The sequence below is a fragment of the Allobosea sp. Root483D1 genome, assembly GCF_001429505.1.
Lineage (GTDB): Bacteria > Pseudomonadota > Alphaproteobacteria > Rhizobiales > Beijerinckiaceae > Allobosea.
The window spans coordinates 899,443-925,981 of the sequence record NZ_LMJW01000022.1; the positions used below are offsets into that span (position 1 = coordinate 899,443).

Here is a 26,539-nt window from a genome sequence, read left to right on the forward strand (position 1 = left end):
AGGACACATGTCATGATCGCCAATCTTCGCCCCGCCATCGTCTCGATGGTCCTCTTCACCGCCCTGCTCGGCCTCGCCTACCCGCTCGGCGTCACCGGGCTGGCGCAGGCCCTGTTCCCGGCCCAGGCCGGCGGCTCGCTGATCCGCAATGCCTCCGGCGAGGTCGTCGGCTCGCGCTTCGTCGGGCAGAACTTCAAGGACGAGGCCTATCTGCGCCCCCGCCCCTCCGCGGCCGGCAAGGACGGCTACGATGCCGCCGGCTCCTCCGGCTCCAATCTCGGCCCGCTGAACGAGGATCTCGCCGCGCGCATCAAGACCGATGCCGAGGCGCTACGCGCCGAGAGCAAGGCGCCGATTCCGGTCGACGCCGTCACCACCTCGGGCTCGGGGCTCGACCCGCATGTCTCGCCGGCCAATGCGGCGCGGCAGGTCGCGCGGATCGCAGCGGCTCGCAAGGCCCAGCCGAGCGAGGTCCTGGCCGTGATCGCGGCCAATACCGAGGGCTCGACCTTCGGCCTGCTTGGTGAGCCGCGCGTCAATGTGCTTGCGGTCAATTTGGCACTCGACGCGCGCTGGCCGCGCGCTCAACGTTAGGATCTATGGCAAGCGACGAATCTCAATTCCGCGAGGCAGGGCGGCCCGACCCCGACGCCCTGCTCGCTTCAGCCGGCCGCGGCAAGCGCGGCCGGCTGAAGATATTTCTCGGCATGGCGCCGGGCGTCGGCAAGACCTACGAGATGCTGACGCAAGGTCGGCGTGCCCAGAAGGAGCATGGCGAGGTCCTGGTCGGCGTGGTCGAGACGCATGGCCGGCGTGAGACCGAAGACCTGCTCGACGGCCTCGAGGTGATGGCGCGCCGGCCGCTCGAGCATCGAGGCCGGCTTATGATGGAGTTCGATCTCGACGCAGCCCTCGCCTTGAAGCCGAAGCTGCTGCTGGTCGACGAGTACGCCCATTCCAATGCGCCGGGCAGCCGCCATCCCAAGCGCTGGCAGGATGTCGAGGAACTGCTCGACTCCGGGATCGACGTCTGGACGACGCTGAACGTCCAGCACCTCGAAAGCCTGGTCGACGTCGTCTGGAAGATCACCGGAGTGCGCCAGCGCGAAACCGTGCCGGACAGCGCGCTCAGCCGCGCCGACGAGATCGAGCTGATCGACATCACGCCGACCGAACTTCGCCAGCGCATGGAGGAAGGCAAGGTCTACGTTCCCGAGACCGCCCGGCTCGCCGCCGGCAATTTCTTCAAGCCGGAGAACCTGACGGCACTGCGCGAACTGGCGCTGCGCCGGGCGGCGCAGACGGTCGACGACCAGCTCAGCCAGGCGATGAAGCGCGCTGGCGTCGAGGGCCCCTGGGCGGCGGGCGAGCGCATCCTCGTGCTGATCGGCCCTGACGCGATGGCCGGCTCGCTGGTCAGGGCCGGGCGGCGCCTCTCCGACATGATGATGGATGCGCCCTGGACGGTCGCCCATGTCGAACGGCCCAGCGGGGCGGAGCCGGATTCTGCCCGTGGCGCGCATCTCGCGGAGGCGTTGAAGCTTGCCGAACAGCTTGGCGGCGCGAGCGTCGTGCTCAATGGCGACGATCTCGTCGGCGCAGTGCTCGATTATGCCCGCCGCAACAACGTCACCCAGATCGTCGTCGGCAAATCGCATCGCAAGGGTTGGCGCGCCTGGTTGCGCCCTTCCCTCGCCCCAGAGCTGCTGAAGGCGCAGAACGGCGCCGCCCTGCACATCGTCACCGAAATTACGAGCGGGCCGGTGCAACAGGTGATGCCGAGCACGCCGCGGGGCCGATTCAACTGGCTCACCCATCTCGGCGCGGTCGCCATGGTCGGGGTCGTGATCGGCCTCGCCGAGCTGATCGACAAGCGGGTCGAGAATGTCAACCTCGCCATGCTGTTCATGGTCAGCGTGCTCGGCGCCGGTCTCGCCTTCGGCCTCTGGCCGGCAGTGACGGCAGCCGCGCTCGCGGCCTTCGCCTACAACTTCTTCTTTCTCGAGCCGCGCCTCTCCTTCTGGATCGGCCACCCGGCCGACGTGCTGACCTTCCTTGTCTTCTTTGCGGTGGCGCTGACGACGGGCGGCCTGACCGGGCGCATCCGCGACCAGGCCAGGGCAACGGCGCGGCGCGCCTCGGCGATCACCGCCTTGCTCGCCGCCAGCCGCCGGCTTTCGGCGGCGGCGCGGCGCGAAGATGTCGCGTCGATCCTGGCCGAACAGGTCTCGGCCGCGACCTCCGGCAAGATCGTGGTGCTGCTGCCGGCCAATGGCGAGATCGCCCCGGCCGCCGGCGCGCCCGAGCTCGAAGCCCTATCGACCGCTGACATGACCGCGGCGCGCTGGACCTGGAACCGCGGCGAGCCGGCCGGGGCCGGCACTGGCACCTTGCCGAACGTCGCCTGGACCTTCAGGCCATTGCAGGGCGTGCGAGCCCGCTCCGGCGTCGTCGGCTTCGAGCCGAAGGCGCTGGCGACGGCTGAGAATGCGCGCTTCGCAATGGCGCTGCTCGACCAGGGTGCGATCGCGATCGAGCGCGCCGAGCTCGCCGCTGCGGCCGTCGATGCGGAAGCGCTCCGCCGCAGCGACCGCCTGCGCTCCGCCCTGCTCAACTCGGTCAGCCACGATCTGCGCACGCCGCTCGCCACCGTGCTCGGCTCGGCGACGACGCTGATCGATTACGGCGATGGCATGAAGCCGGCCGTGCGCGACGATCTCCTGCTCTCGATCCGTGAGGAGGCCGAGCGGCTCAACCGCTATGTCGGCGATCTGCTCGACATGACCCGGCTCGAAGGCGGCGCGCTGGTGGCAAGACGCGACTGGATCGATGTGCGCGACGTGATCGCGGCGGCGCTTTCACGCGTCTCGCGCCGGCTCGGCCAACGGCGGGTCCAGCGCGATTTCCCGGCAGAGCTCTCTTTGGTTCGGGCCGACGCTGGCCTGCTCGAGCAAGTGCTGGTCAACATCCTCGAAAACGCCATCGCCTATAGCGAGGACGGCGCGTTGATCGAGGCGGCCGCCTATGAGGACCGCGGCAATGTCGTGATCTCGATCGAGGACGAGGGCCGCGGCATCCCGACTGCCGAGCTGGAACGCGTCTTCGAGAAGTTCCGGCGGCTGGAGGAATCGATCGATCGTGGCGGCGAGCGCGGCAAGGGCGCTGGGCTCGGCCTCGCCATCGCCAAGGGCTTCGTCGAGGCCATGGGCGGCCGCATCGCCGCCGCCAGCCCGATCCATGACCGCCCGGACGGCAGCAAGGGCGGCACCCGCATCCTGATCAGCCTGCGCAAGGACGTCGCGGGCGGAGAACCCAAGTCATGACCGCCTTTCGCCCCCGCATCCTCGTCATCGACGACGAGCCGCAGATCCACCGTTTCCTTGGCCCAGCGCTCGACGCGGCCGGCTACGAGCCGATCCGCGCCGACGACGCCACCACCGGCCTGCGCGAGATCGCCCGAAAGCCGCCCGACGCGGTCGTGCTCGACCTCGGCCTGCCCGACATGGACGGCAAGGAGGCGCTCGCCAAGGCGCGGGCCTTCTATGACGGCCCGGTGATCATCCTCTCCGCCCGCGACCGCGAGACCGAGAAAATCGACGCGCTGGACGCCGGCGCCGACGACTATGTCGAGAAGCCGTTCGGCGTCGGCGAGTTGCTGGCGCGCCTGCGCGTCGCGCTGCGCCATCGCCTCGAACGCCAGGGCTCGGAGCCTGCGCTGCAGGTCGGCGATGTCGAGATCGACCTGGTCAACCGCCGGATCAGCAAGGCCGGCGTTGCGGTGAAGCTCTCGCCCAAGGAATACGACCTGCTCGCCAGCCTGGCCGGCGGCAATGGCCGGGTCCTGACCCACAAGCAGATCCTCACCGCCGTCTGGGGCCCGGCCCATGAGCACGACGTGCAGTATCTGCGCGTCTTCGTCGGGCAGCTCCGGCAGAAGCTCGAGGACGATCCGGCCGAGCCGAAGCTGATCGAGACCGAGCCCGGCGTCGGCTATCGGTTGGGCGGGCTGGTTTGAGCGCGCTTGCTCTCCTCTCGTACTATCGCCCGTCATCCCGGACACAGCGAAGCGGAGATCCGGGATCCATGCCGGAGCCTTTCCGAATAAGGTTCCGGAATGGGTCCCGGGTCTCCCTCCGGTCGCCCGGGATGACTCGCGTATTGTGTGTCGCGGCAGCAGAATTTTTCCGGCCGCGTGCCGTATCGCAGCAAGGCGAAGAGAGATTTCCTCTTTTGGAACGGGAATAAGAAAAATCACACTACCTGACGTGAATTGATGCCTGAAGGCCTGTGCCTTATGCAAAACGTTCGAAATAGCGAACGTAGCGAGCATCATTCATGGCTGTCGCCAAGCGCCCTGCCCTACCGGTGATCCTGCTGGCCAACGACCTGCTCGACGGCGACGTCGTCTTCGCGGCGGGCGATGCGAACAGCCTCCACTGGTCGCGCGATCCCGGCGCGGCGCTGGTCGGTGACGATGATGCGACGGCCGATCGGCTCGACGCCTTCGCCACTGCCGAGCTCGGCAAGCAGCAGGTCGTCGACGCCTATCTCGTCGATGTCGCGATCGAGGACGGCGTGCCGGTGCCGCGCCATTACCGCGAACGGATGAAGACGACCGGCCCCAGCATCCGGCGCGACCTCGGCAAGCAGGCTGAATTGCCGCTCGCCCAAGCTTTTCTGAGAGCCTGACGCATGTATCGCTACGATGAATTCGACGAGCGTTTCGTCCGCGAGCGGGTCGCGCAGTTCCGCGACCAGGTTGGTCGCCGGCTTAGCGGTTCGCTGACCGAGGACGAGTTCAAGCCGCTGCGTCTGAAGAACGGCGTCTATCTGCAGCTGCACGCCTACATGCTGCGGATCGCCGTCCCCTACGGCACGCTGTCGTCGAAGCAGATGCGCCAGCTCGCGCTGATCGGCGAGCGCTATGATCGCGGCTACGGCCATTTCACCACGCGCACTAATCTCCAGTTCAACTGGCCGAAGCTGCGCGACATCCCGGACATTCTCGACCTGCTCGCCGATGTCGAGATGCACGCGATCCAGACCTCGGGCAACTGCATCCGCAATGTCACCGCCGACCATTTCGCCGGTGTCGCGCAGGACGAGGTCGAGGATCCACGCCCGACCGCCGAATTGATCCGGCAATGGTCGAGCCTGCATCCCGAGTTCGACTACCTGCCGCGCAAGTTCAAGATCGCGGTGACCGGCGCCGAGCATGACCGCGCCGTGATCAAGGCGCACGATATCGGCCTGCGCATCCTGCGCCATCCGGACACGCACGAGATCGGCTACGAGGTCATCGTCGGCGGCGGCCTCGGCCGCACCCCGATGATCGGCAAGATCGTGCGCGAGTTCCTGCCCAAGGCCGATCTGCTCGCCTATCTCGAGGCGATCATGCGGGTCTACAATCTCGAAGGTCGGCGCGACAACAAGTACAAGGCCAGGGTCAAGATCCTCGTCCACGAGATCGGCACGGAGGAGTTCTCCCGCCGCGTCGAGGAGGAGTTCGCCCGGCTCGATGGCCCCTCCGTCAACGCCGATCCGGCCGAGGTCGCGCGCATCGCCGCCTACTTCGCGCCGCCGGCCTATGAAAAGCTGCCGGCGACCAGCGGCGCTTTCGAAGCGGCCAGGGCCGGCAATCCCGATTTCGCCCGCTGGGTCGAGACCAATCTCACCCCGCATCGCCAGCCGGGCTATGCCGCGCTGACGATCTCGCTGAAGCCGATCGGCGCGCCTCCCGGCGACGCCACCAGCGAGCAGATGCGCGTCGTCGCCGATCTCGCGGACGAGTTCTCGCTCTCCGAAATCCGCGTCACCCACGCGCAGAACCTCGTCCTGCCGCATGTAAAGCTGTCGGACCTGTTCGCCGTCTGGCAGCGCCTCGGCGAGGCGGAGCTGGCGACGGCCAATGTCGGGCTGATCACCGACATCATCGCCTGCCCCGGCCTCGACTATTGCGCGCTGGCGACGGCCCGCTCGATCCCGATCGCGCAGGCCCTGGCGCAGCGTTTCGCCGACCCCGTCAGGCAGAAGGAGATCGGTGTGCTCAACATCAAGATTTCCGGCTGCATCAATGCCTGCGGCCATCACCATGTCGGCCATATCGGCATTCTCGGCCTCGAGAAGCGCGGCATCGAATCCTACCAGATCACGCTCGGCGGCGACGCGACCGAGAACGCGGCAATCGGCGAGATTCTCGGCCCCGGCCTCGCGGCCGAGGACGTGCCGGACGCGATCGAGCGCATCGTCTCGGTTTACCTGGGGCAGCGCCAGACCGGCGAGAGCTTCATCGACAATGTCCGCCGCATCGGCCTTGCGCCGTTCAAGGCGGCTTTTCAGGAGGTCAGCCATGCCGTTGCTTGATCGTCACGGCGCCAAGGCCGAGCTCTGGACACGCAGCGAGGGCGCGGCGATCGACAACATCTCGCATGCGCTCGTCGACTGGGCGGCGCTGCCGGAGGCGTTGGCGCAGAAGACCCGCGACCAGCGCATCGGCGTCGTCATCCCCAATACCGTCCGCATCCCCGAGCTCAAGCTGCTGATGCGCCAGCTCTCGCTGATCGCGATCAGCTTCCCGTCCTTCGGCGACGGGCGCGGCTTCAGCCTGGCGCGCTTGATCCGCAATCACGGCTTCACCGGCACGTTGCGGGCCAGCGGCCCGCTGATCGTCGACCAGTTCGCCTATGCCCTCGCCTGCGGCTTCGACGAGGTCGAATTGCCCGAGGCGAGTGCTGCGCGCCAGCCGGTCGAGCAATGGACCCGGGCGCTCGGCCAGATCAGCCATGGCTATCAGCGCGGCTATGGCGACAGCGGCAATATCCTCGACCGGCGCCGCTCGGCCCGGCTGAAACATGCCGCGGCGAGCTGAGACGATGCACGGTTCGGCCCAGACCAGCCTGCGCCGGCCGGCCGACCGCCATAGCGACGATGAATGGGAGGAGGCCATGCTGAACGACGCCTTGAGTCACTCCGCTCCCGGCCCGCGCGAGCGCTGGTTCGATCTTTGCTTCCGGCTTATCATCCTGGTGCTTGCCGGTCTGTGGCTGTTCGTGCCACCTGCGGGCGATAGCCGGGTGCAACCCGATGTGAAGGCCGCAGCGACGCAAAGATGAGCGCAAGACGCCCGCAAGCCACCGCCCCGCGCCGGATCGAACGGCTCGCGACCCTGCCACTCTTCCACAAACTGGAGGGGCGCAAGGTCGTGCTTGCGGGCGCGAGCGAGGGCGCGCTCTGGAAGGCCGAACTGCTGGCTGCAGCAGGCAGCAACCTGCTGATCCTCGCCGGCGACCAGCCTGATATCTTCTCCGGCCTTGCCGCCGATCCGCCCGCCGGTTCGGTGACGGTGTTGCCGCGCGCCTGGCAGGCCAGCGACCTCGACGGCGCCGCGCTCGCCATCGCGGACATCGATTCCCTTGACGAAGCCAAGGCCTTCGCTGCTGCAGCCCGCCAGAGCGGCGTGCCGGCCAACATCGTCGACAAGCCCGAATTCTGCGACTTTGCCTTCGGCTCGCTGGTCAACCGCTCGCCGCTGGTGGTCGCGATCTCGACCGACGGCGCCGCCCCCGTCTTCGGTCAGGCGATCCGCGCCAAGATCGAGGCGTTGCTGCCGTCCGGCCTCAAGGCCTGGGCCCAGGCCGCGCATGATTGGCGTCCGCTGGTCAAGGCGCGCGAGCTCGCCTTCCCGCTCCGCCGCGATTTCTGGGAGCGCTTCACCAGTCGCGCGCTTGCCGAGCCGCAGCGTCGGCCCGATGAAAGCGACCGGGACAGCCTCTCCGCCGCGCTCGAAGAGATCGAGCGGACCGGGACTCAGCATGGCCGCGTTACGCTGGTCGGCGCCGGCCCAGGCGATCCGGAGCTGCTGACGCTGAAGGCGATCCGGGCGCTGCAGAGCGCCGACATCATCCTCTATGACGACCTCGTCTCGGCCGGCGTGCTCGAGCTCGCCCGGCGCGAGGCCAAACGCATGCTTGTCGGCAAGCAGGGTTACGGCCCCGCCGTGAAGCAGGACGACATCAACGCGATGCTGGTCTCGCTCGCCGGCCAGGGCAAGCATGTGGTCAGGCTGAAAGGCGGCGATCCCGGCATTTTCGGGCGCGCCGGCGAGGAGATCGAGGCCTGCCATCGCGCCGGCATCCCGGTCGCGATCGTGCCCGGCATCTCGGCGGCGCAAGGCGCAGCGGCTTCGCTCGGCCTGTCGCTGACCCATCGCGACCATGCCCGCCGCCTGCAATTCGTCACGGGCCATGCCCGCGACGGCAAGCTGCCGCAGGATCTCGACTGGAAGGCGCTGGCCGATCCCGCCGCGACCACGGCGCTCTACATGGCGCGCGCCACCCTGCCGCTGTTTCGCGAGAAGGCGCTCGCCGCCGGGCTCGATCCGGCGACACCGGCGATCGCGGTCCTTGGTGCGACAACGCCGGCGGAGAGGCGGATCGCCACCACGATCCTGGACCTGCCGGAACGGCTCGGCGAGCTGCCGAGCAAGGGGCCTGTCCTCGTCCTGATCGGCCATGCGATGGGCGCCGCCTTGCCGGCTGCCGCCAGCGGAAAATTGGCTCACGGCTGAAACGAACCAAACCGCCGGAGATGCGTTTTCTCTCTGGCGCGAAAAGTTTGGAAGGGCTCTACTGCCGCCACCAGTTGAGCGATGACCGCCAATTCAGTACGTTCTGTTTGTTTTTAAGAACAGTTTTGAGCCGTTTCGGCGGCTTTCCGGACTGTCCGACACGGAGCACTGAGATGACGCGACAGAGACTTCACCGCCTGCTGCAAGCCGGCCTGACGCTCGGAGCCTTCGCCCTGTGCTTCGGCGTGATCAGCGGCGCTCGGGCCCAGACCGAGCTGCTCAACGTCTCCTATGATCCAACCCGCGAGCTCTATCGCGACATCAATACTGCCTTCATCGCCGACTGGAATGGCAGGAACGCCAAGAAGATCAGCACGATCCGGCAGTCGCATGGCGGCTCGGGCGCACAGGCCCGCACCGTCATCGACGGCCTCAACGCCGATGTGCTGACGCTGGCCCTCGCCGGCGACATCGACGCCGTCGCGCAGCGCTCGAAGAAGCTGCCGCTCGACTGGCAGAAGCGCCTGCCGCAGAACTCCTCGCCCTACACCTCGACCATCGTCTTCCTCGTTCGCAAGGGCAATCCGAAGGCGATCAAGGACTGGGGCGACCTGGTGAAGCCGGGCGTCCAGATCATCACGCCGAATCCGAAGACCTCGGGCGGCGCCCGCTGGAACTATCTCGCCGCCTGGGCCTATGCCGAGAAGGCCTTCAACAAGGACGAGGCCAAGGTCCGCGACTATATCGGTAAGCTGCTGACCAATGTGCCGGTGCTCGACACCGGCGCACGCGGCGCGACCACGACCTTCACCCAGCGCGGCATCGGCGACGTCTTCCTGTCCTGGGAGAACGAGGCCTTCCTAGCGCTGAAGGAGTTCGGCGAGGACAAGTTCGACATCGTCGTGCCCTCACTCTCGATCCTGGCCGAGCCGCCGGTCACGGTCGTCGACGGCAATGTCGATGCCAAAGGAACGCGTGCCGAGGCGCAGGCTTATCTCGAGTTCCTCTACACGCCGAAGGGCCAGGCGATCATCGCCAAGCATTATTACCGCCCGCGCAATCCGGAAGCTGCCGACCCGAAGGACATCGCCCGCTTCCCGAAGGTCGAGCTCGTCACCATCGACGAGAGCTTCGGCGGCTGGGCCAAGGCGCAGCCCACTCATTTCGGTGACGGTGGCACCTTCGACCAGCTCTACAAGCCGGCGCGCTGAGCCATGACGGCGGCAGTTTTCCGCTGGCGCGAGCCCAGCATCCTGCCCGGCTTCGGCCTGGCGCTGGGCATCACCGTGACGGCGCTGTCGCTGGTCGTGCTCATTCCCCTCGCCGCCTTGTTCCTCAAGGCGGCGAGCGCCGGTCCGGCCGATATCTGGGCGGTGGCGACCTCGCCGCGTACGCTCGCCGCCCTGAAGCTTTCCTTCCTGGGCGCGCTCTTCGCGGCGGCGATCAACGCGGTATTCGGGCTGATACTGGCTTGGGTCCTCGTCCGCTACGACTTTCCGGGCAAGCGCCTGATCGATGCGGCGGTCGACCTGCCCTTCGCCTTGCCCACGGCGGTTGCCGGCATCTCGCTCGCGGCGATCTATGCGCCCAATGGCTGGGTCGGCGGCCTGCTCGCGCCCTATGACATCAAGGTCGCCTATACGCCGCTCGGCGTGATGGTGGCTCTGATCTTCATCGGCCTGCCCTTCGTCGTCCGCACGATCCAGCCGGTGCTGGAAGAGCTGCCGGCCGATATCGAGGAGGCCGCGGCCCTGCTCGGCGCCAGCCGCTGGCGCACCATCTTCACCGTGCTGCTGCCGCCGGTGCTGCCGGCGCTGCTGACCGGCTTCGTGCTCGCCTTTGCGCGCGCCGTCGGCGAATACGGCTCGGTGATCTTCATCGCCGGCAACGTGCCGATGGTGTCCGAGATCGCGCCGCTGCTGATCGTGATCCGCCTGGAGCAGTTCGACTATGCCGGGGCAGCCGTGGTCGCGACGATCATGCTGCTTCTGTCCTTCGCCCTGATCCTGCTGGTCAACCTGATCCAGGCCCGCGCCCGCCGGAGATTCGGCGATGTCTGACGCCAGCCTGCCCTATCAGATCGAGGATCTCGCTCCCGCCCGCGCCGCCCGGCGCGTCAAGGGCGAATCCCGCCTGGTCCAGTTCGTGCTGGTTGCCGTCTCGCTCGCCTTCCTCTGCCTCTTCCTGTTCCTGCCGCTGATCTCGGTCTTCGTCGAGGCCAGCGCGCGCGGCTGGCATGCCTATCGCGAGGCGATCCTCGAACCCGATGCGCTGGCGGCGATCCGCCTGACCCTGTTCGTCGCGGCGGTCGCCGTGCCGTTCAACGTGGTCTTCGGCCTGGCGGCGGCCTGGGCGATCGCCAAGTTCGAGTTCCGCGGCAAAAACCTGCTGATCAGCTTCATCGACCTGCCTTTCTCGGTCTCGCCGGTGATCTCGGGCCTGGTCTTCGTGCTGCTCTTCGGCGCCCAGGGCTATTTCGGTCCGTGGCTCGCGGCCAACGACATCAAGATCGTCTTCGCCGTGCCGGGGATCCTGCTGGCGACGATCTTCGTCACCTTTCCCTTCGTCGCGCGCGAACTGATCCCGCACATGCAATCGCTCGGCTCGGCCGACGAGGAGGCGGCGCTGACGCTCGGTGCCTCCGGCTGGACCACTTTCTTCACGGTCACCCTGCCGAATGTGAAGTGGAGCCTGTTCTACGGGGTGCTGCTCTGCAATGCCCGCGCCATGGGCGAGTTCGGCGCGGTCGCCGTCGTCTCGGGCAAGATCCGCGGCCTGACCAACACCATGCCGCTGCATGTCGAGATTCTCTACAACGAGTACATGGGCGCCGCCGCCTTCGCGGTCGCCTCGCTGCTGGCGGGCCTGGCCCTCATCACGCTCGTCCTGAAAACCGTGCTGGAATGGCGCTTCGCCGACGCGATCGCCGCCAGCCGCCGTCATTGAGTGGAAGAGCCCATGTCGGTCGCCGTCACCATCGAAAGCGTCGAGAAGCGCTTCCAGAACTTTCCCGCTCTGCGCGGCGTCTCGCTCGACATCCAGCCGGGCGAGCTCGTCGCGCTACTCGGCCCGTCCGGCTCGGGCAAGACGACGCTGCTACGCGTCATCGCCGGGCTGGAACAGGCCGAGCGCGGCCGCGTGCTCTTCGGCGAGACCGATACGCGCGAGCTCTCGCTGCGCGAGCGCCGGATCGGCTTCGTCTTCCAGCACTATGCGCTGTTCAAGACGATGAGCGTCGGCGAGAACATCGCCTTCGGCTTGAAATCGCGGCCGCGCGCCGAGCGGCCGAGCCCCGCCGAGATAAGAAAGCGCGTCTCCGACCTCCTCGAGCTGATCCAGCTGCCCGGGCTGGAGAAACGCTATCCGAGCCAGCTTTCCGGCGGCCAGCGCCAGCGCATCGCGCTTGCCCGGGCGCTGGCGATCGAGCCGCGTGTACTGCTGCTCGACGAACCCTTCGGTGCGCTCGACGCCAAGGTCCGCAAGGATTTGCGCGCCTGGCTGCGTGAATTGCACCGGCACACCGGCCACACCACCGTCTTCGTCACGCATGACCAGGAAGAGGCGCTGGAGCTGGCCGACCGGGTCGCGATTCTCCATGACGGCCGGCTCGAACAGGTCGGCTCGCCCGACGATGTCTACGACCATCCGGCGACGCCTTTCGTCTGCCAGTTCCTAGGCGACGCCAATCATTTGCCGGTCAAGGTCGTCGGCAGCCAGGCCTTCTTCCAGGATCGTCCGGTGCTCGGCGGCCTGCGCCAGAATCTGGGCGGGCCGGCCTCGCTCTATGTCCGGCCGCAGCACCTGCGCATCGTCGATGATGCGCCGCTGGCTCTGCCGGGCGTGGTCGAGCATCTCAGGCGCAACGGGCCGCTGCGCCGCGCCGAAGTCGCTGTCGAGGGGCTGCCGAAGCGGCTCGATGTCGACCTTGCCAGCCAGGTCGCGCCGGCAATCGGAGAACGCATCCGGCTGCGCATCACGCATGGCAACCTGTTTGCTGCGGCCTGAAGCCGCCCTCGCCTCTGCCTGCCTGGCGGGTTATCCCTGAGGCAGAACGAACGGAGGAGAGCGCGATGAAAGCACGGGCACGCTGGGTCGAGGGCATGGCCTTCATGGGCGAAGCTGGCAGCGGCCACGCCGTGATGATGGATGGCGCGCCCGAATATGGCGGCCGCAATATCGGCATCCGGCCGCTGGAGATGCTGCTGATCGGGCTCGCCGGCTGCACCGGCTTCGATGTCGTGCAGATCCTCAAGAAGGGGCGCGAGGCGGTGACCGGTTGCGACGTCGAAGTCGAGGCCGAGCGCGCGACCGAGGATCCCAAGGTCTTTACCAAGATCCACATCGCCTACCGCGTCAGCGGCCGCGGCCTGTCGCAGGCCAAGGCCGAACGCGCCGTCACATTGTCGAAGGAAAAGTACTGTTCCGCTTCGATCATGCTGGGGGCGACGGCCGAGATGAGCACCTCGCTCACGGTCATCGACGAACTGCAAAAGGAGGCCGCGGAATGACGGATATCCCGACCTCGGGGCTGGTATCCCCCGAAGTCCTGGCCGGAGCGCTGGGCTCGCCCGAACTCGTCATCATCGACATTCGCGCCGCCGCCGAAGGCGGACGCCAGGCTTTCGAGGCCGGCCACATCCCCGGCGCGGTGCACAGCGACTACGCCGCCGATGGCTGGCGCGCCAAGGTTGGCAATGCGCCTGGCATGCTGCCGCCGCTCGACCATCTCGCCGCACTGGCTGGCCGGCTCGGCATCATCCCGCCGAGCAAGGCCGTGATCGTGCCGGCCGGGCTCACCGCCAGCGACCTCGCCGCCGCGACGCGCGTCTACTGGACGCTGAAGCTGATCGGCCACGGCCAGCAGGCGATCCTCGACGGCGGCTTCAAGGGCTGGCAGACCTCTCCGGGCCTGCCGATCGAGACCGGGCCATCCAAGCCGGCGTCGGCATCGCCCTACCCGGTCGTGGTGCAGCAGAAGCTGCGCAGCACCGCCGACGCCACGCTGGTCGCCTCGCGCAGCAAGCTCGCGACGCTCGTCGACGCCCGCTCGACCAGCTATTTCGAAGGCAAGGAGAAGGCGGCCGAGGCGACGCGCGCTGGACACATCCCGGGCGCCGTCTCGCGCGACTACGCCGCGGCCTTCGATCCGGCGACCGGACGGTTCAAGCCGGCCGGAGACCTAGGCGCCCTATTCGGCCCGGTGCCGAAGGGCCCGGCGATCTCCTATTGCAACACAGGCCATACCGCCTCGCTCAACTGGTTCGTGATGTCGGAGCTGCTCGGCCGCGACGAGGTCTCGCTCTACGACGGCTCGATGACCGACTGGACCCAGGATCCGGAGCGGCCGGTCGAGGCGGGCTGAAGCTGCAGCCGACCGCGCGACGTCATTGCGAGCGAAGCGAAGCAATCCTGGGGCACTTAGAGCTCTGCCGCCCCTGAATTGCTTCGTCGCTGCGCTCCTCGCAATGACGGAGAGGGTTGCGGTCGAAGCTTCAGCGCCCATCTGCCCGCCCCGCATTTGCAAATTTGTCCAAAAAGGATCAAAGGAGGCGCCAACGCGCCGGCTTCGCCGCGCCCTTCCCTTGCTCCGTTTTCCGAGTTCTGCCGCCGATGAATGCCGTCGCGCCGAAAATCTCGTTCGTCTCTCTCGGGTGCCCCAAGGCGCTCGTCGATTCCGAACGCATCATCACCTCGCTGCGCTCGGAGGGCTACGAGCTCAGCAAGACCCACGCGGGCGCCGATGTCGTGATCGTCAATACCTGCGGCTTCCTCGATAGCGCCAAACAGGAATCGCTGGAGGCGATCGGCTCGGCCATGGCCGAGAACGGCAAGGTCATCGTCACCGGCTGCATGGGCGCCGAGCCCGAGCAAATCCGCGACGCCTTCCCGAACCTGCTCGCGATCACGGGGCCGCAAGCCTATGAGAGCGTCGTCTCGGCCGTGCACCAGGCCGTGCCGCCCAAGCACGATCCCTTCCTGGATCTGGTCCCGGACCAGGGCATCAAGCTGACGCCGCGGCACTACGCTTATTTAAAGATTTCAGAAGGTTGCAATAACCGCTGCAGCTTCTGCATCATCCCGAAACTGCGCGGCGACCTGGTCTCGCGCCCGATCGGCGACGTGCTGCGCGAGGCCGAGAAGCTGGTCAAGGCCGGCGTCAAGGAACTGCTGGTGATCTCGCAGGACACCAGCGCCTACGGGCTCGACATCAAATACGCACCCTCGATGTGGAAGGATCGCGAGGTCCGCACCCGCTTCTTCGAGCTGGCGCGCGAGCTCGGCCAGATGGGCGTCTGGGTGCGGATGCACTACGTCTACCCCTATCCGCATGTCGACGAGGTCATTCCGCTGATGGCGGAAGGGCATGTGCTGCCCTATCTCGACATTCCGTTCCAGCACGCCTCCCCCTCCGTGCTGAAGGCGATGCGCCGGCCCGCCCATCACGAGAAGACGCTGGAACGCATCCGGAAGTGGCGCGAGATCTGCCCGGACCTCGCCATCCGCTCGACCTTCATCGTCGGCTTCCCCGGCGAGACCGAGGAGGATGTCGATTTCCTGCTCGACTGGCTGAAGGAAGCGAAGCTGGAGCGCGTCGGCTGCTTCAAATACGAGCCGGTCAAGGGCGCGACCGCCAATGATCTCGGCCTGCCGCTGGTCGACGAGGACGAGAAGGAGGCGCGCTGGCACCGCTTCATGAAGACGCAGGCCGAGGTTTCGGCCCGCATCGTCAAGGCGCGCGTCGGCAAGCGTATCCAAGTGATCATCGACGAGGCCGGGCCGACCGTCGCCAAGGGGCGCTCGAAATGGGATGCGCCCGAGATCGACGGCAATGTCTATGTGTCGAGCCGCCGGCCGCTCCGGCCGGGCGATATCGTCACGGTGAAGGTCGAGCGCGCGGACGCCTATGACCTGCACGGCATGGCGGTCTGATTCAGAATCGTCTCACGCAAGTGCCACAGGCACGGGCCGCGACATGCGACGCGCTTCGGTGACACGGCCGACGCGCGGCCGCGACGACTTCTCGAACACGATCTGCGCATCGCTGACCTGAGTGGCGAGCCGGAGCGTCGGACGGGCGGTGAGCTGCGCCTGGAGCGCCATCGCGACGATGGCGAAGGAGAGGATGAAACCGAGGCGGCGAAAAAACGGGGACATGACGTAGGGACCAAAGTTCTTGTTGTTGGTCCCGCTTTGCCGGCTCCAGGCAGGCTTTCGCTTTCAGGTTTCGGAATTTTCGTTTTTCTTGCTCCACCTACGTCAGGTGCTTGCCGCGGACGCCTCTGCGTGGGCCAGTGCGCGGCGCTTTCGGCCGAGCCCACCAAGCCACCAGCCGAAGCGCTGCGCCGCCATGGCAATGGCCAAGGCATAACCGAGCAGAGCCAGCATCCAGCCGGCTGCCTGCAGGCTGAGAGCGCCGAGCACGAGAGCCGAGCGTCCGAGCAGCTTCAGGACTGCGCGCGCCGTCGACGGCTTGGCCGCTGCGAGCTTCGCTGCCCGGCCGACGTCGCCGGCATCCTCGGCGACGGCGAGCACCTGGCGCAAGCCGCGCTGGCCGGTACGGGCGTAGAGCGCGCCGGCGTCCTGGCCGAGTGTGGTGAAGCGCGCCAGCGCCGCCGGCCGGACGATGCCGCCAGCGGCCGCTTTCGCCGCCGCGAGGTCCAGACGTGCTGCCGCGCCGAGGCTCGTCGCCAGGGCCGGCCGGTCGACCGCGCCCGCCGCCATGCGGCCGAGGTTGGCGGTGAGCACCGGGGAGAGCAGCTTGGCCTTGCTCGCAGCCTTGACCGCGCTGACGCCGCCGCGGGCGGGAAGGCCGCCGCCGAGGCTGATCCAGGTCGCAGCCGTGATCGCCAGGCCGACCGCGGCGAGCGCCAGCACCGTCTCATCCGTCCGCTCGCCGTCGATGAACTTGCGCCCCTCGCGGGCGAGATCGCGCAGGTCGCCGAAGCCGCTGATGTCCCCCACCAGCGCGCCGGCGAAGGCGGCATCGCTCTCGCGTTCGCCGGCAATGAAGCCGTGGCCGAAATCGGAGACGGCCTGAGCCAGCGCGTTCGCCTTCAAGGCTTCGGTCCGCGCGATGCGTTCGGGTGCGATGGCAATTCCGCGCTCGGTCGCCAGCGTGATGAAGCTCTCGGCGAGACCGAGATCGCCGGCCGCCAGCGCCCGATCGATCTCATGAGCGATGCGATCCTGCGTCGCGATGCCGGCAAGGCGAAGCCGCGACAGCTCGGCGGGATCATCTTTCACCTGTTGAAGCTGCCAGCTCTGCAGGGCCGGCGGAGCGATCACGGCACTGCCCACTGCGAGTGCCACGATGATGCTCGACGAGACAATGACCCTGGCGATGCGCAAGCGGGATACCTGAAACGGAAACGGTCCGGCCGCCTGGCCGGACCGCAGTTCGCATAACCTTCGATTCAGGCGGAAATTGCGCCGCCGCTACGGCACGATCACCGTCGAGCCCGTGGTGCCACGCCCTTCCAGCGCGCGATGGGCGTTGGCGGCGTCCTTGAGTGCGAAGCGGGCATTGATTGCGACGCTGACCTTGCCGGAACCGACGGCCTCGAACAGATTCTTCGCCATCGCGACCAGCGTGTCACGGTTGGCCGTATGCGTGTTCATCGTCGGACGGGTGACATAGAGCGAGCCCTTCGCCGAAAGGATGCCGAGATTGAACGCCTCGACCGCGCCCGAGGCGTTGCCGAAGCTGGCCAGCAGGCCGAAAGGCTTCAGCGAGTCGAGCGAGCCCATGAAGGTGTCCTTGCCGACGCCGTCATAGACGACATCGCAACGCTTCCCGGCGGTGATCTCCTTGACGCGCGCCGGAACGTCCTCGTCGCGATAGAGGATGACGTGGTCGGCCTTGTTCGCCTTGGCGAGCTCGGCCTTCTCCTTGCTGCCGACCGTGCCGATCACGGTCGCGCCCAGAGCCTTGCCCCATTGGCAGAGGATCGAGCCGGTGCCGCCGGCTGCGGCATGCACCAGAATCGTGTCGCCCGGTTTGACCGGATAGGTGCGGTGGAGCAGGTACTCGGCGGTCAGCCCCTTCAGCAGCATGCTGGCGGCAGCCTCGTAGGAGACGTTGTCCGGCAAGGCGACCACAGCCGAGGCCGGAACGATGCGCTCCTCGGCATAGGCGCCGTGCGCTGCGACGACGGCGATGCGGTCGCCCGGCTTGAAATCGCTGACGCCAGGGCCGACAGCGAGCACATCGCCAGCCGATTCATTGCCGAGCGTGATCGGCAGCGACGCCGGGTAGAGCCCGGTGCGGAAATAGGTGTCGATGAAGTTCAGCCCGATGGCGCGGTTGCGGATCAGGATCTCGCCCGGCCCCGGCGCCGGCAGGCTGACCTCCTCCAGCTGCAGAACCTCGGGTCCACCGGTCTTGTGTACGCGGATAGCTTTCGCCATGGCGATCTCCTGATGTCGATGGCCGCAACGATAGGGACTAGCCTTCCTCCGGCGCAACGGCGCAGTGCGTGTCAGGCAGGCGTACGGCGCCGAAGCGTGCCGGCAAATTTGCATGATCAGCTAGGAGCTGCGGCAAGCAGGCGCTCGCCAGTGCCGCCGGCTTGGGCTACCCAAAGGCCATGACGGATCAGCAGCATTGCGACATCGCCATCGTCGGGGCCGGCGCTGTCGGCCTCGCCGCAGCGCTTTCGCTCGCCGCAGCCGGGCGCGAGGTCGTGCTGTTCGGGCAGGCGAGCGCGCCGCGCGACGGCCGCACCGTCGCTTTGCTCGACGGCTCCTGGCGCCTGCTCGAAGCGCTCGGCCTGATTGAGGTGCTGGACCCGGTCGCGGCGCCGCTCGCGCTGATGCGGCTGGTCGACGACACCGGCAGCCTGTTCCGGCAGCCGCCGGTCGAGTTCAAGGCGGCCGAGCTCGGCCTGCCGGCCTTCGGCTGGAACATCGAGAACGCCGCGCTGGTCGAGGCGATGGCGGCGAAAGCGGTGGCCGAGCCGCGCATCCGCATGATCCCGCAGGCGGTGACGGAGATCACGGCAGGTGCCGACGCCGTCAATCTGGCCGGCGATGGCTTCGCACCGGTCGCGGCGCGGCTTGTCGTCGGCGCCGATGGCCGCAAGTCGCGCGTCCGGGAGGCCGCTGGCATCACCGCGCGCGACTGGAGCTATCCGCAGGTCGCTCTGACCGCGATCTTGAGCCATCGCCGCGAGCATCAGGATGCCTCGACCGAGTTCCACACCCGCTCCGGCCCGTGCACGCTGGTGCCGATGTCCGGCCGGCGCTCCTCGCTGGTCTGGCTGGTCGAGCCAGGCGAGGCCGAGCGCATCGCCGGGCTCGACGATATCGCCTTCGCCCGCGCGGTCGAACGCCGGACCCATTCGATCCTCGGCGCGATGACGCTCGCCGGCCCACGCGGGCGCGTGCCGATGGGCGGCCTCTCGGTCGATCGCTTCGCCGCTGCGCGCATGGCGCTGATCGGCGAAGCGGCGCATGTCTTCCCCCCGATCGGGGCACAGGGGCTCAATCTCGGCCTGCGCGACGTCGCGGCGCTGCGCGATGCCGTCGCCGGCGCGGACGATCCCGGCGAGGCGGACGCGCTCTCGGCATACGACCGCTCGCGCCAGGCCGATGTGCGCCTGCGCACCGGCGCGGTCGATGCGCTCAATCGGACCTTGCTGACCGATCTCCTGCCGGCCGATCTGATGCGCGGCGCCGGATTGCTGGCGCTGTCGCGGATCGCGCCGCTGCGCCGCCTGGTGATGCGCCAGGGGCTCGCGGGCGGCACTGCCGCAGGCTGAGCCTCAGATCTCGTAATCGCCGATCGGTGGGCTCGCCCGCAGCGCCGGGACGGCGTCGCGGAAGACCGGCGCGAGCGGCAGCGGCGTCGAGACCATGCGTCGCCCGCCCGGCTCCTCGACCTGCCGGTCGAGCAGGCCGCGCGCGGTCAGCTGCGGATCGGCCAGCGCTTCATCGAGCGTCCTGACCACGGTGCAGCAGCAGTCGAGCGGCTCGATCGCTATTCGCCAATGCTCCGCCGGCCGGGACGCGATGATCGCGGCGATTGCGGACTGCGTCGCCGTGGGATCACGCCGGTCGTCGCGCAATCCGGCATCGAGGCCGATGCCCTCGCAAAAATTCGTCCAGAACTTCTCCTCGAGCGCGCCGACGGCGAGGAACCAGCCATCCGCCGTCGCGTACAGGCCATAGCGCGGGCTGGCGCCGGTGAGCAGCCCCTCCCCGCCGTTGGGATAGCGGCCCGAGGCCTGCCCCTGCGCCAAGGCGTACCAGGAGAAGGCGAGCATCGCGTCGGTCATGGCGATGTCGAGATGGCAGCCCTGGCCGGAGCGGTCGCGTTCGCGCAAGGCGAGCAGGATGTTGATCACTGCCGGCATGGCGCCGCCGGCGATGTCGGCGACCAGGGTCGGCGGCAGGGGCGCCTGCCGGCCGCGCGCGAGCGACTGGCCGAGCAACCCGCCGATCGCCTGGTAGTTGATGTCGTGGCCAGCCTCGAAGGCGCGTGGGCCGTCCTGGCCGAAGCCGCTGATCGAGCAGTAGACCAATCGCGGATTGAGCCCCTTCAGCGCTTCGTAGCCGAAGCCGAGCCGCGCCATCACGCCGGGCCGGAACTGCTCGATGACGATGTCGGCCTGCTCGATCAAGGGCGTCAGGCGCGCCAGGGCATCGGGCGCCTTGAGGTCGATGGCGAGGCTCTGCTTGCCGCGATTGAGCGCGGCGAAGGGCGCCGAGGTCTCGCCGAAGCGCGGCGGGAAACGGCGCATGTCCTCGCCATCCGGCCGCTCGATCCGGATGATGCGTGCGCCGGCCTCGGCGAGGAAGAGGCTCGCCAGCGGACCGGGCAGCAAGGTCGAGAAATCGAGGACGAGAAGATCGGAGAGCGGCTGCATCGGCGGGCTCGCAAGCCCTTGCGGGCCGTCAGTGGAACAGGTCAGCCGGCATCCTGCCCGTCTTCACCAGCCACAGGAAGCCCGTCAGCGTCACCGTCGAAACGATGGTGCCGACGAGGATGCAGGCCGAGGCGCGCTCGATGCCGACGCGGTACTGTGTCGAGATGACGAAGATGTTCAGCGCCGGCGGCAGCGCCGCCATGATCACGGCGGCATAGACCCAGGGCGCCGAGAAATCGCCGAGGCCCGACAGCAGCAGCCAGACCAGCAGCGGGTGCAGCAGCAGCTTGATCGCGACGAGCCAGGGCAGTTCGCCGGGCATGCGCCGGATCGGCTGCAACGCCACCGTGACGCCGAGCAGGAACAGCGCGCAGGGCGCGGCCGCCTGCGAGAGCCAGAGCGTCATCTTGTCGAGCGCGGTCGGCAGTTCGAGCTTGAGAAAGGCCGCGAGCACGCCTGCGACGGTCGCGACATTGAAGGGATGGGTGACGACCCGCCAGGCCACCTCGCCCGCCGTGGCGGCAAAGCTCCTCTTCTCGACGCCAGCCAGCGCCATCAGGAACGGGATCAGCGAGAACAGAAGGAGGTTGTCGAAGACGAAGATCAGCACGACCGGCGCGCTGGCGGCGGGGCCGAGCGCCGCCAGGATCAAGGGCGGGCCCATATAGCCGATGTTCGAATAGGAGCCGGCGACGCCCTGCATCACCGCTTGCGGCATGTCGCCCTGGGTATGGCGCCAGCCGAGCGCGAAAGAGAGCACGAAGGCGCAGAAGGTCGCGAGCGTGGTCACCGCGACGAAGCGCCAGTTCGTGAGTTCGCTCAACGGCTTGTCGGCGATCAGCCGGTAGAACAGGCAGGGCAGCGCGACATAGATCAGGAAGAACTGCATCCAGGCCAGCCCTTCCCCGGGCAGGCGCTTGTAGCGGCCGATCAGGAAGCCGAGCAGGATCAGCCCGAAGAAGGGCGCAACCAGGTTGAACAGGCTGGCGATGTCGGCCATGCGGCAATCTCGAGCGACCGACGATGGCGACGGCGACGCCTTATAGGATGGGCGTCGGCGCCTGAGAACCCGGCCAGGCGCACGCCTGCGCGGGCCGCTGGACACTGCCCCGAGCGGCCGGTTGTCCAAGCGGCTCTCGATGCAACCGGTAATTGCAGCTGGCAGAGTCGCGGAAGCAATCGGGTAACATATTTCTGCCATGTTCCGCGAACGGCTCATGGAACAGGCGAAGATGACCAGCACTCAGGCGGCGGCAGGCAATCCGGCATCCGGGGCGCACTGGCGATATTTCATCGCGTCCCCGACGTTCTGGATCGTGTCGTTCCTGGTGGCGGTGATCCTCGGCCTCGCGCTTCCGATAAGGCTGCCGCTCGGGCCGAATTATTGGGACACCGACATCTATCTCGACGCCGCCCAGCGCATCCGGCAGGGGCAGATTCCCAATATCGACTTCTTCACGTCGATCGGCCCGCTCGGCTTCTATCTCACTGCCGGAATCAGGGAGCTGTTCCCGGACGCGCAGCCTGCCCTGCTCGCCAACTGGGCGATCGTGCCGGTCCTGCTGCCGATCGCGGCGCTGATCGCCTGGGATATCGACGCGCGCTCGCGCCGGCTGGCCCTGGCGATCCTGATCCCGCTCCTGTTCCTGACTTCGCTGCCGATCAACCTGCACAGCCTCTATCCGTCGCCGGGGTTCGACGGCTTCGGCTACTACAACCGCCACGTCGCCCTGCTGCTCTACCTGCTGCTGGCGGCGCTTCTCTTCGTCGAGAACCGGGTTTTGCTGACGAGCCTCGTCGCGGTCCTGATGACGGCTCTGTTCTTGGTCAAGGTCACCGGCCCCGTGTCGGGCGCCGTTCTTGTCGGCTACTCCGTTCTGGCTGGCCGCATGCGCTTCCGCGACGCCGCAATTGCCGCGGCGAGTGTCATTGGCGCCTTGATCACGCTCGAACTCTCGACCGGTGTGATCTATGCCTATGTCGAGGACGTCTTCGTCCTGGCGATGCTCAACACCGGATCGTTCCTGTGGCGCTTCCTGACGCTGGGCTCGATCAAGTTCAACGTCATCGCGCCCTGCCTGATGCTGCTCGGGGCGCTTGCCTTCGCTGCCTGGCGCGATAGGCCCTCGCTGGCAGAGCTGCTTGCCTCGCCATTAGGCTGGCTTGCTGCGAGCCTTGTCGCTTTGGTCTTGGGTGAAACGCAGAACAGCGGATCGCTGGAATTCATCGGGCTCTGGCCGGCGCTGATCCTGATCCTCAAGACCTACTATCCTCGCTCCGGGGATTCTCTGCGCCCTTATGTGCTCGTTCTCGTGATGGCCGTGTCGCTACCCAGCGCCATCATCTTCCTCGAACGAGGTGCGCGGGCGGTGATCGCCGCGCCGCGCTACCAGGCACTGGACGTGCCGGATGTCGGACCGCTCGGTCGAGTGAGCCTGAAACCGGAACTGGCCGAGCGCGCAATCACGCAGGTTGATCACTATCCGAAGTACCAGGATGCCTATGAGGATCTCGTTCAACGAGGCATCCTCCCGTCCGCCACCCTGTTCTCGGAAATCGATCATCAGGCGACCTGGTTGCTGGAGGTGCAACAGGGAATTGACGCGATCAAGCGCTGGGAGGCGGCCAACGGTCGCCAGCTGAACGGCTTCTTCGCGCTCGACTTCGTAAGCCCGTTCAACCACCTGCTCGGTCGCGCAGCACCGCTGCATGTCGCGCTCGGCATCGATACCGAACGCACCAATCCCAAGGTCACTCGCGAGATGCTCGAGGCCTTGCGCGGCATCGACGCCCTCTTGAGGCCGAAATGTCCCGTCGAGGTCAAACGTGCCGCGATCTGGAAGCATTTCGCTCAGGCTCGGGAAGGCCGCCGGCTCGTCTCCCTGTCGCCTTGCTGGGACATGTATCTGAAGCAGTGAATCCTTTCGAGTACCATTGCCGGCAGAGCCCGGTCGACGCTGCCAGCACAAGGCGGATCAGCCCAGGTGCTGATGGAGACGATCATGAGCGCCCCCCGCCGCTTCCTCTGCGAGGCCATCGCGCTCGCGCAGGCGAATATGGAGAATGGCGGCCGGCCCTTCGGCGCCGTAGTCGTCAGGAACGGCAGCATCATCGCCCGCGGCGTCAACGAGATCCTGCGCACCAACGATCCGACGGCTCATGCGGAACTGGTGGCCGTCCGGGCGGCCAGCCAGACGCTCGGCTCGCCGAATCTCGCCGGCTGCGCGGTCTACGCCAGTGGCCATCCCTGCCCGATGTGCATGGCCGCGATGCGGATCGCGGGGGTGGGCGAGGTCTACTATGCCTACTCGAACGATGATGGCGCACCCTATGGCCTGTCGACCGCGGCCATCTATGCCGACCTGGCAAAGCCCTTCTCCGAACAGTCGATGACGATCCGCTACGAGCCGGTTCGCCCCGAATCCGGGCCGGATCTCTACGAGGCGTGGCGGCAGAGGCAGGCCGGCAGAGGCTGAGCTCGACCGCCCCCGGCGGCGCCCTTGGGACGAGCCGCGATCACACCGATCAAGGAAAAGGGTTGATTGAGAGCGCACTTCCGGCTGTCTTAAGGCTGAGCCCGGGGGGCGCTCATCGCCCGGTGCCCTGGGATGCCGCGAACAAGCTGGCGACTTGGCGAGGAGTGATGATGAGAAAACAGCGTTTCGGGTTCGCAAGGACGAAGCCCTTCCCGATCATCGCCGTAGCCGTCGGGCTGCCGCTTCTCCTCGCCGGCTGCGGCGGCGGCGAAGGCCTGTCGTCCTCTGGGAGCAGCGCCGCGAGCGCCCCAGCGCCGACCGGCATCACGCGCGACGTCCTGGTCGGGCGCTGGGGCATCGCTTCCTTCCACACCGAAAAGGACCGCAAGCGCACCGAGGCGGAAGCGCGGGCGGGGTGCAAGCAGCCCTACACGATCACGCAAGGGGCCGGCGACGGGGTGATGATGCATGTCGCCGACGATCCCAAGCCCTATGAGCTCAGGCTCAAGGCCGGGGGCGGCAAGGCCTATGTCGGCTTCGAGGCGCCGGCCGGGGATCCGCAGGACCGCGAAATCCTCTCGCACAGCAAGTCGATGCTGGTGATGCGCTTCGTCGATCCGGATGCGCAGCGGCGCTACGGCACCTTCATCTATTACCGCTGCGCCTGATCGGAGACGACGCCCATGAGCACCACTCGCTTCATCCTGCGCAGCCTTTTGGCCTGCGGCCTCACTGCTCCCCTGCTCGCTTTGCCCGGCGCCGCCCAGCCGCGCCCGGCCGCGGCGCTGCAGGAGACGATGGACATCGGCGACGAGCCGGGCCGCGTCTCGACCGAGGAGGTCAGCATCACCGAGGGCCCCTATGCCCGCCAGATGGTGCTGTTCCGCTCAACTGAGGCGCCGGGCACGGTCGTGATCCATTCGGGCGAGCGCTTCCTCTATGTCGTCCAGGGCAATGGCCGGGCGCTGCGCTACGGCATCGGCGTCGGCCGCGAGGGCTTCACCTGGTCGGGCCAGGTCCAGGTCAGCCGCAAGGCCGAGTGGCCGGACTGGCGCCCGCCGCCGGAGATGCTGCAACGCCAGCCCTATCTGCCGCGCTTCATGGCCGGCGGCCCCGGCAATCCGATGGGCGCGCGCGCCCTCTATCTCGGCTCGACCGTCTTCCGCATCCACGGCACCAACCAGCCGGAGACGATCGGCCAGGCCATCTCGTCGGGCTGCTTCCGGCTCGCCAATGGCGACATCGTCGATCTCTACGACCGCGTGCCGGCCGGGACCAAGGTCGTCATCCGCCACAAGGCGACGCTGTGACCGGCCTCGCTGTCTTCATCGATCTTCGTAAGGAGCAGAGCGCCATGTCGAAGGCCCCACCGGTTCGTTCGCGCAATCTTGGTCTCGCCGCCGCCTCCGCGCTGGCAGGCCTGTTCACTCTGCCGGCCGTCGCCGGAACGCTCGATACGGTCAAGCAGCGCGGCACGCTGCAATGCGGGGTCAGCGAGGGCGTGGCCGGTTTCTCTGACAAGGACGCCCAGGGCAATTGGCGCGGTTTCGACGTCGATTTCTGCCGGGCCGTCGCGGCCGCGGTGCTCGGCGACAAGGGCAAGGTCGCCTTCACGCCGCTCTCGGCCAGCGAGCGCTTCGACGCGCTGAAAAGCGGCAAGGTCGACCTGCTGGCGCGCAACTCGACCTGGACGCTCGAGCGCGAGGCGCAGCTCGGCCTCGCCTTCGCCGGCATCACCTTCCATGACGGCCAGGGCTTTTTGGCCAAGCGCTCGCTCAAGGTCGACAGCGCGCTCTCGCTCGACAAGGCGAAGGTCTGCGTCGAGGCCGGCACCACGACGCAAGCCAACCTCGCCGACTTCTTCAAGGCCAACTCCATGACCTATGAGGAGAAGGCCTTCCCGAGCGCGGCCGAGGCGCTCGCCGCCTTCCAGTCCGGCCAATGCGACGTGCTGACCCGCGACCAGTCGGCCCTGCATGGCGAGCGCCTGAAACTGGCCAAGCCCACCGATGCGGTGGTGCTGCCCGACGTGATCTCGAAGGAGCCGCTCGGCCCGGTGGTGCGCGGCGACGATTTCGCCTGGTTCAACGTGGTGAAATGGGTGAATTTCGCGCTGGTCAACGCCGAGGAACTCGGCATCGGCACAACCACTATCGACGAGGCGTTGAAATCGCAGAAGCCGGATGCGCGCCGTTTCACCGGGGCGGAGGGCGGTTTTGGTAAGGCGCTCGGCCTCGAGTCCGACTGGGCGGTCCGCTCCGTCAAGGCTGGCGGCAACTATGCCGAGCTCTACGAGCGCAATCTCGGCACCGGCTCGCCCCTCGCCATCCCGCGTGGCCTCAACCAGCTCTGGAACATGGGCGGCATCCTCTACGCCCCGCCGCTGCGCTGAGCCGCGGCGGCGACGAGCACAACCCGCCTCGTCCCTGGCACCGGTCGAAATCGACCGGTGCTCACAAAGCTTGGTGCAGGATGGAACGGAGTTGTGTGCGCCTGGAAGAGTGGCGCGGTCTACGGGAGTCGAACCCGTCTCCCCAGCGTGAAAGGCTGGTGTCCTAACCGATAGACGAAGACCGCAGGCCGGAGCGCGAAGCGCTCTTGCGAAGCGGGGCGAGCTATAATGTCCCGGC

The 26,539-nt window shown here is 67.6% G+C and carries 26 protein-coding genes and 1 tRNA gene; 21 read left to right on the plus strand and 6 right to left on the minus strand.

What is annotated here, in order from left to right; all coding sequences use genetic code 11:
• Positions 1-12: 12 nt before the first annotated feature.
• The 15 genes from kdpC (at position 13) to rimO (ending at position 15,496) form a co-directional block, all read left to right on the plus strand.
• Positions 13-594, plus strand: a complete 582-nt coding sequence (kdpC, locus tag ASE66_RS26975) for a potassium-transporting ATPase subunit KdpC (RefSeq protein ID WP_057192791.1) — start codon at positions 13-15, stop codon at positions 592-594.
• A gap of 5 nt (positions 595-599) precedes the next feature.
• Positions 600-3,323, plus strand: a complete 2,724-nt coding sequence (locus ASE66_RS26980; RefSeq protein WP_057192792.1) for a sensor histidine kinase — start codon at positions 600-602, stop codon at positions 3,321-3,323.
• Positions 3,320-4,015 carry a response regulator gene (locus ASE66_RS26985; protein WP_057192793.1) on the plus strand — a complete coding sequence of 232 codons (696 nt, stop codon included), beginning with the start codon at positions 3,320-3,322 and terminating at the stop codon, positions 4,013-4,015. The genes ASE66_RS26980 and ASE66_RS26985 overlap by 4 nt, the downstream gene beginning before the upstream one ends.
• A gap of 320 nt (positions 4,016-4,335) precedes the next feature.
• Positions 4,336-4,689 carry a DUF2849 domain-containing protein gene (locus tag ASE66_RS26990; RefSeq protein ID WP_057192794.1) on the plus strand — a complete coding sequence of 118 codons (354 nt, stop codon included), beginning with the start codon at positions 4,336-4,338 and terminating at the stop codon, positions 4,687-4,689.
• 3 nt (positions 4,690-4,692) lie between these two features.
• Positions 4,693-6,363 (plus strand): nitrite/sulfite reductase, encoded by a 1,671-nt coding sequence (locus tag ASE66_RS26995; RefSeq protein ID WP_057192795.1) that lies wholly within the window; start codon positions 4,693-4,695, stop codon positions 6,361-6,363.
• On the plus strand, positions 6,350-6,868 hold the full coding sequence (locus ASE66_RS27000) for a DUF934 domain-containing protein (protein ID WP_082613756.1): 519 nt from the start codon (positions 6,350-6,352) through the stop codon (positions 6,866-6,868). The genes ASE66_RS26995 and ASE66_RS27000 overlap by 14 nt, the downstream gene beginning before the upstream one ends.
• A 4-nt stretch (positions 6,869-6,872) precedes the next feature.
• Entirely contained in the window at positions 6,873-7,112 is a 240-nt protein-coding gene (locus ASE66_RS27005; RefSeq protein ID WP_156412343.1) for a hypothetical protein, read from the plus strand.
• On the plus strand, positions 7,109-8,566 hold the full coding sequence (gene cysG / locus ASE66_RS27010) for a siroheme synthase CysG (protein ID WP_057192797.1): 1,458 nt from the start codon (positions 7,109-7,111) through the stop codon (positions 8,564-8,566). Before ASE66_RS27005 ends, cysG begins: the two co-directional genes overlap by 4 nt.
• Positions 8,567-8,739: 173 nt before the next feature.
• Positions 8,740-9,777 carry a sulfate ABC transporter substrate-binding protein gene (locus ASE66_RS27015; protein WP_057192798.1) on the plus strand — a complete coding sequence of 346 codons (1,038 nt, stop codon included), beginning with the start codon at positions 8,740-8,742 and terminating at the stop codon, positions 9,775-9,777.
• 3 nt (positions 9,778-9,780) lie between these two features.
• A complete protein-coding gene (gene cysT, locus ASE66_RS27020) occupies positions 9,781-10,626 on the plus strand; it encodes a sulfate ABC transporter permease subunit CysT (RefSeq protein ID WP_057192799.1) in 846 nt (281 codons plus the stop codon).
• Positions 10,619-11,512: a sulfate ABC transporter permease subunit CysW gene (cysW, locus tag ASE66_RS27025; RefSeq protein WP_082613757.1), complete on the plus strand. Its 894-nt coding sequence runs from the start codon at positions 10,619-10,621 to the stop codon at positions 11,510-11,512. The genes cysT and cysW overlap by 8 nt, the downstream gene beginning before the upstream one ends.
• 12 nt (positions 11,513-11,524) lie before the next feature.
• Positions 11,525-12,571 (plus strand): sulfate/molybdate ABC transporter ATP-binding protein, encoded by a 1,047-nt coding sequence (locus ASE66_RS27030; RefSeq protein ID WP_057192800.1) that lies wholly within the window; start codon positions 11,525-11,527, stop codon positions 12,569-12,571.
• A 65-nt stretch (positions 12,572-12,636) separates the two neighbouring features.
• A complete protein-coding gene (locus tag ASE66_RS27035; protein WP_057192801.1) occupies positions 12,637-13,074 on the plus strand; it encodes an OsmC family protein in 438 nt (145 codons plus the stop codon).
• On the plus strand, positions 13,071-13,928 hold the full coding sequence (locus ASE66_RS27040) for a sulfurtransferase (protein WP_057192802.1): 858 nt from the start codon (positions 13,071-13,073) through the stop codon (positions 13,926-13,928). Before ASE66_RS27035 ends, ASE66_RS27040 begins: the two co-directional genes overlap by 4 nt.
• 248 nt (positions 13,929-14,176) lie before the next feature.
• Entirely contained in the window at positions 14,177-15,496 is a 1,320-nt protein-coding gene (rimO, locus tag ASE66_RS27045; RefSeq protein WP_057192803.1) for a 30S ribosomal protein S12 methylthiotransferase RimO, read from the plus strand.
• Positions 15,497-15,508: 12 nt separating this feature from the next.
• Here rimO and ASE66_RS27050 read toward each other — a convergent pair whose 3' ends face one another.
• The 3 genes from ASE66_RS27050 to ASE66_RS27060 all read right to left on the minus strand — a co-directional run bounded on the left by ASE66_RS27050 (position 15,509) and on the right by ASE66_RS27060 (position 17,974).
• The gene (locus ASE66_RS27050) at positions 15,509-15,721 is read right to left on the minus strand and encodes a hypothetical protein (protein ID WP_057192804.1); all 213 of its coding nucleotides are present in this window, start codon (positions 15,719-15,721) and stop codon (positions 15,509-15,511) included.
• Positions 15,722-15,823: 102 nt separating this feature from the next.
• Positions 15,824-16,876, minus strand: a complete 1,053-nt coding sequence (locus ASE66_RS27055) for a hypothetical protein (RefSeq protein WP_156412344.1) — start codon at positions 16,874-16,876, stop codon at positions 15,824-15,826.
• A 126-nt stretch (positions 16,877-17,002) separates the two neighbouring features.
• The gene (locus ASE66_RS27060; protein WP_057192806.1) at positions 17,003-17,974 is read right to left on the minus strand and encodes a quinone oxidoreductase family protein; all 972 of its coding nucleotides are present in this window, start codon (positions 17,972-17,974) and stop codon (positions 17,003-17,005) included.
• 179 nt (positions 17,975-18,153) lie between these two features.
• Here ASE66_RS27060 and ASE66_RS27065 point away from each other — a divergent pair, with 179 nt between their 5' ends.
• Positions 18,154-19,326 carry a UbiH/UbiF family hydroxylase gene (locus ASE66_RS27065; protein WP_057193434.1) on the plus strand — a complete coding sequence of 391 codons (1,173 nt, stop codon included), beginning with the start codon at positions 18,154-18,156 and terminating at the stop codon, positions 19,324-19,326.
• Positions 19,327-19,329: 3 nt separating this feature from the next.
• Here ASE66_RS27065 and ASE66_RS27070 read toward each other — a convergent pair whose 3' ends face one another.
• Positions 19,330-20,433 carry a CaiB/BaiF CoA transferase family protein gene (locus ASE66_RS27070; protein ID WP_057192807.1) on the minus strand — a complete coding sequence of 368 codons (1,104 nt, stop codon included), beginning with the start codon at positions 20,431-20,433 and terminating at the stop codon, positions 19,330-19,332.
• A gap of 28 nt (positions 20,434-20,461) precedes the next feature.
• On the minus strand, positions 20,462-21,433 hold the full coding sequence (locus tag ASE66_RS27075) for an AEC family transporter (protein WP_057192808.1): 972 nt from the start codon (positions 21,431-21,433) through the stop codon (positions 20,462-20,464).
• A 232-nt stretch (positions 21,434-21,665) separates the two neighbouring features.
• On the opposite strand from ASE66_RS27075, the gene ASE66_RS27080 reads away from it, so the two are divergent.
• The 5 genes from ASE66_RS27080 (at position 21,666) to ASE66_RS27100 (ending at position 26,301) form a co-directional block, all read left to right on the plus strand.
• Positions 21,666-23,351 carry a hypothetical protein gene (locus ASE66_RS27080; protein WP_156412345.1) on the plus strand — a complete coding sequence of 562 codons (1,686 nt, stop codon included), beginning with the start codon at positions 21,666-21,668 and terminating at the stop codon, positions 23,349-23,351.
• An 84-nt stretch (positions 23,352-23,435) separates the two neighbouring features.
• A complete protein-coding gene (locus tag ASE66_RS27085) occupies positions 23,436-23,909 on the plus strand; it encodes a nucleoside deaminase (RefSeq protein ID WP_057193439.1) in 474 nt (157 codons plus the stop codon).
• A 170-nt stretch (positions 23,910-24,079) separates the two neighbouring features.
• A complete protein-coding gene (locus tag ASE66_RS27090; RefSeq protein WP_082613820.1) occupies positions 24,080-24,577 on the plus strand; it encodes a hypothetical protein in 498 nt (165 codons plus the stop codon).
• A gap of 15 nt (positions 24,578-24,592) precedes the next feature.
• On the plus strand, positions 24,593-25,219 hold the full coding sequence (locus ASE66_RS27095; protein ID WP_057192809.1) for a L,D-transpeptidase: 627 nt from the start codon (positions 24,593-24,595) through the stop codon (positions 25,217-25,219).
• A gap of 44 nt (positions 25,220-25,263) precedes the next feature.
• Positions 25,264-26,301, plus strand: a complete 1,038-nt coding sequence (locus ASE66_RS27100) for an amino acid ABC transporter substrate-binding protein (RefSeq protein WP_057193443.1) — start codon at positions 25,264-25,266, stop codon at positions 26,299-26,301.
• Positions 26,302-26,411: 110 nt separating this feature from the next.
• On the opposite strand, the gene ASE66_RS27105 is transcribed toward ASE66_RS27100, so the two are convergent.
• Positions 26,412-26,486, minus strand: a tRNA-Glu gene (locus tag ASE66_RS27105).
• Positions 26,487-26,539 lie beyond the last annotated feature (53 nt).

What these genes read in the sequence shown, in the direction of transcription:
- kdpC (WP_057192791.1), top strand. Translation starts at nt 13, where the DNA reads ATGATCGCCAATCTTCGCCCCGCCATCGTCTCGATGGTCCTCTTCACC.
- ASE66_RS26980 (WP_057192792.1), top strand. Translation starts at nt 600, where the DNA reads ATGGCAAGCGACGAATCTCAATTCCGCGAGGCAGGGCGGCCCGACCCC.
- ASE66_RS26985 (WP_057192793.1), top strand. Translation starts at nt 3,320, where the DNA reads ATGACCGCCTTTCGCCCCCGCATCCTCGTCATCGACGACGAGCCGCAG.
- ASE66_RS26990 (WP_057192794.1), top strand. Translation starts at nt 4,336, where the DNA reads ATGGCTGTCGCCAAGCGCCCTGCCCTACCGGTGATCCTGCTGGCCAAC.
- ASE66_RS26995 (WP_057192795.1), top strand. Translation starts at nt 4,693, where the DNA reads ATGTATCGCTACGATGAATTCGACGAGCGTTTCGTCCGCGAGCGGGTC.
- ASE66_RS27000 (WP_082613756.1), top strand. Translation starts at nt 6,350, where the DNA reads ATGCCGTTGCTTGATCGTCACGGCGCCAAGGCCGAGCTCTGGACACGC.
- ASE66_RS27005 (WP_156412343.1), top strand. Translation starts at nt 6,873, where the DNA reads ATGCACGGTTCGGCCCAGACCAGCCTGCGCCGGCCGGCCGACCGCCAT.
- cysG (WP_057192797.1), top strand. Translation starts at nt 7,109, where the DNA reads ATGAGCGCAAGACGCCCGCAAGCCACCGCCCCGCGCCGGATCGAACGG.
- ASE66_RS27015 (WP_057192798.1), top strand. Translation starts at nt 8,740, where the DNA reads ATGACGCGACAGAGACTTCACCGCCTGCTGCAAGCCGGCCTGACGCTC.
- cysT (WP_057192799.1), top strand. Translation starts at nt 9,781, where the DNA reads ATGACGGCGGCAGTTTTCCGCTGGCGCGAGCCCAGCATCCTGCCCGGC.
- cysW (WP_082613757.1), top strand. Translation starts at nt 10,619, where the DNA reads ATGTCTGACGCCAGCCTGCCCTATCAGATCGAGGATCTCGCTCCCGCC.
- ASE66_RS27030 (WP_057192800.1), top strand. Translation starts at nt 11,525, where the DNA reads ATGTCGGTCGCCGTCACCATCGAAAGCGTCGAGAAGCGCTTCCAGAAC.
- ASE66_RS27035 (WP_057192801.1), top strand. Translation starts at nt 12,637, where the DNA reads ATGAAAGCACGGGCACGCTGGGTCGAGGGCATGGCCTTCATGGGCGAA.
- ASE66_RS27040 (WP_057192802.1), top strand. Translation starts at nt 13,071, where the DNA reads ATGACGGATATCCCGACCTCGGGGCTGGTATCCCCCGAAGTCCTGGCC.
- rimO (WP_057192803.1), top strand. Translation starts at nt 14,177, where the DNA reads ATGAATGCCGTCGCGCCGAAAATCTCGTTCGTCTCTCTCGGGTGCCCC.
- ASE66_RS27050 (WP_057192804.1), bottom strand. Translation starts at nt 15,721, where the DNA reads ATGTCCCCGTTTTTTCGCCGCCTCGGTTTCATCCTCTCCTTCGCCATC.
- ASE66_RS27060 (WP_057192806.1), bottom strand. Translation starts at nt 17,974, where the DNA reads ATGGCGAAAGCTATCCGCGTACACAAGACCGGTGGACCCGAGGTTCTG.
- ASE66_RS27065 (WP_057193434.1), top strand. Translation starts at nt 18,154, where the DNA reads ATGACGGATCAGCAGCATTGCGACATCGCCATCGTCGGGGCCGGCGCT.
- ASE66_RS27070 (WP_057192807.1), bottom strand. Translation starts at nt 20,433, where the DNA reads ATGCAGCCGCTCTCCGATCTTCTCGTCCTCGATTTCTCGACCTTGCTG.
- ASE66_RS27075 (WP_057192808.1), bottom strand. Translation starts at nt 21,433, where the DNA reads ATGGCCGACATCGCCAGCCTGTTCAACCTGGTTGCGCCCTTCTTCGGG.
- ASE66_RS27080 (WP_156412345.1), top strand. Translation starts at nt 21,666, where the DNA reads ATGACCAGCACTCAGGCGGCGGCAGGCAATCCGGCATCCGGGGCGCAC.
- ASE66_RS27085 (WP_057193439.1), top strand. Translation starts at nt 23,436, where the DNA reads ATGAGCGCCCCCCGCCGCTTCCTCTGCGAGGCCATCGCGCTCGCGCAG.
- ASE66_RS27090 (WP_082613820.1), top strand. Translation starts at nt 24,080, where the DNA reads ATGAGAAAACAGCGTTTCGGGTTCGCAAGGACGAAGCCCTTCCCGATC.
- ASE66_RS27095 (WP_057192809.1), top strand. Translation starts at nt 24,593, where the DNA reads ATGAGCACCACTCGCTTCATCCTGCGCAGCCTTTTGGCCTGCGGCCTC.
- ASE66_RS27100 (WP_057193443.1), top strand. Translation starts at nt 25,264, where the DNA reads ATGTCGAAGGCCCCACCGGTTCGTTCGCGCAATCTTGGTCTCGCCGCC.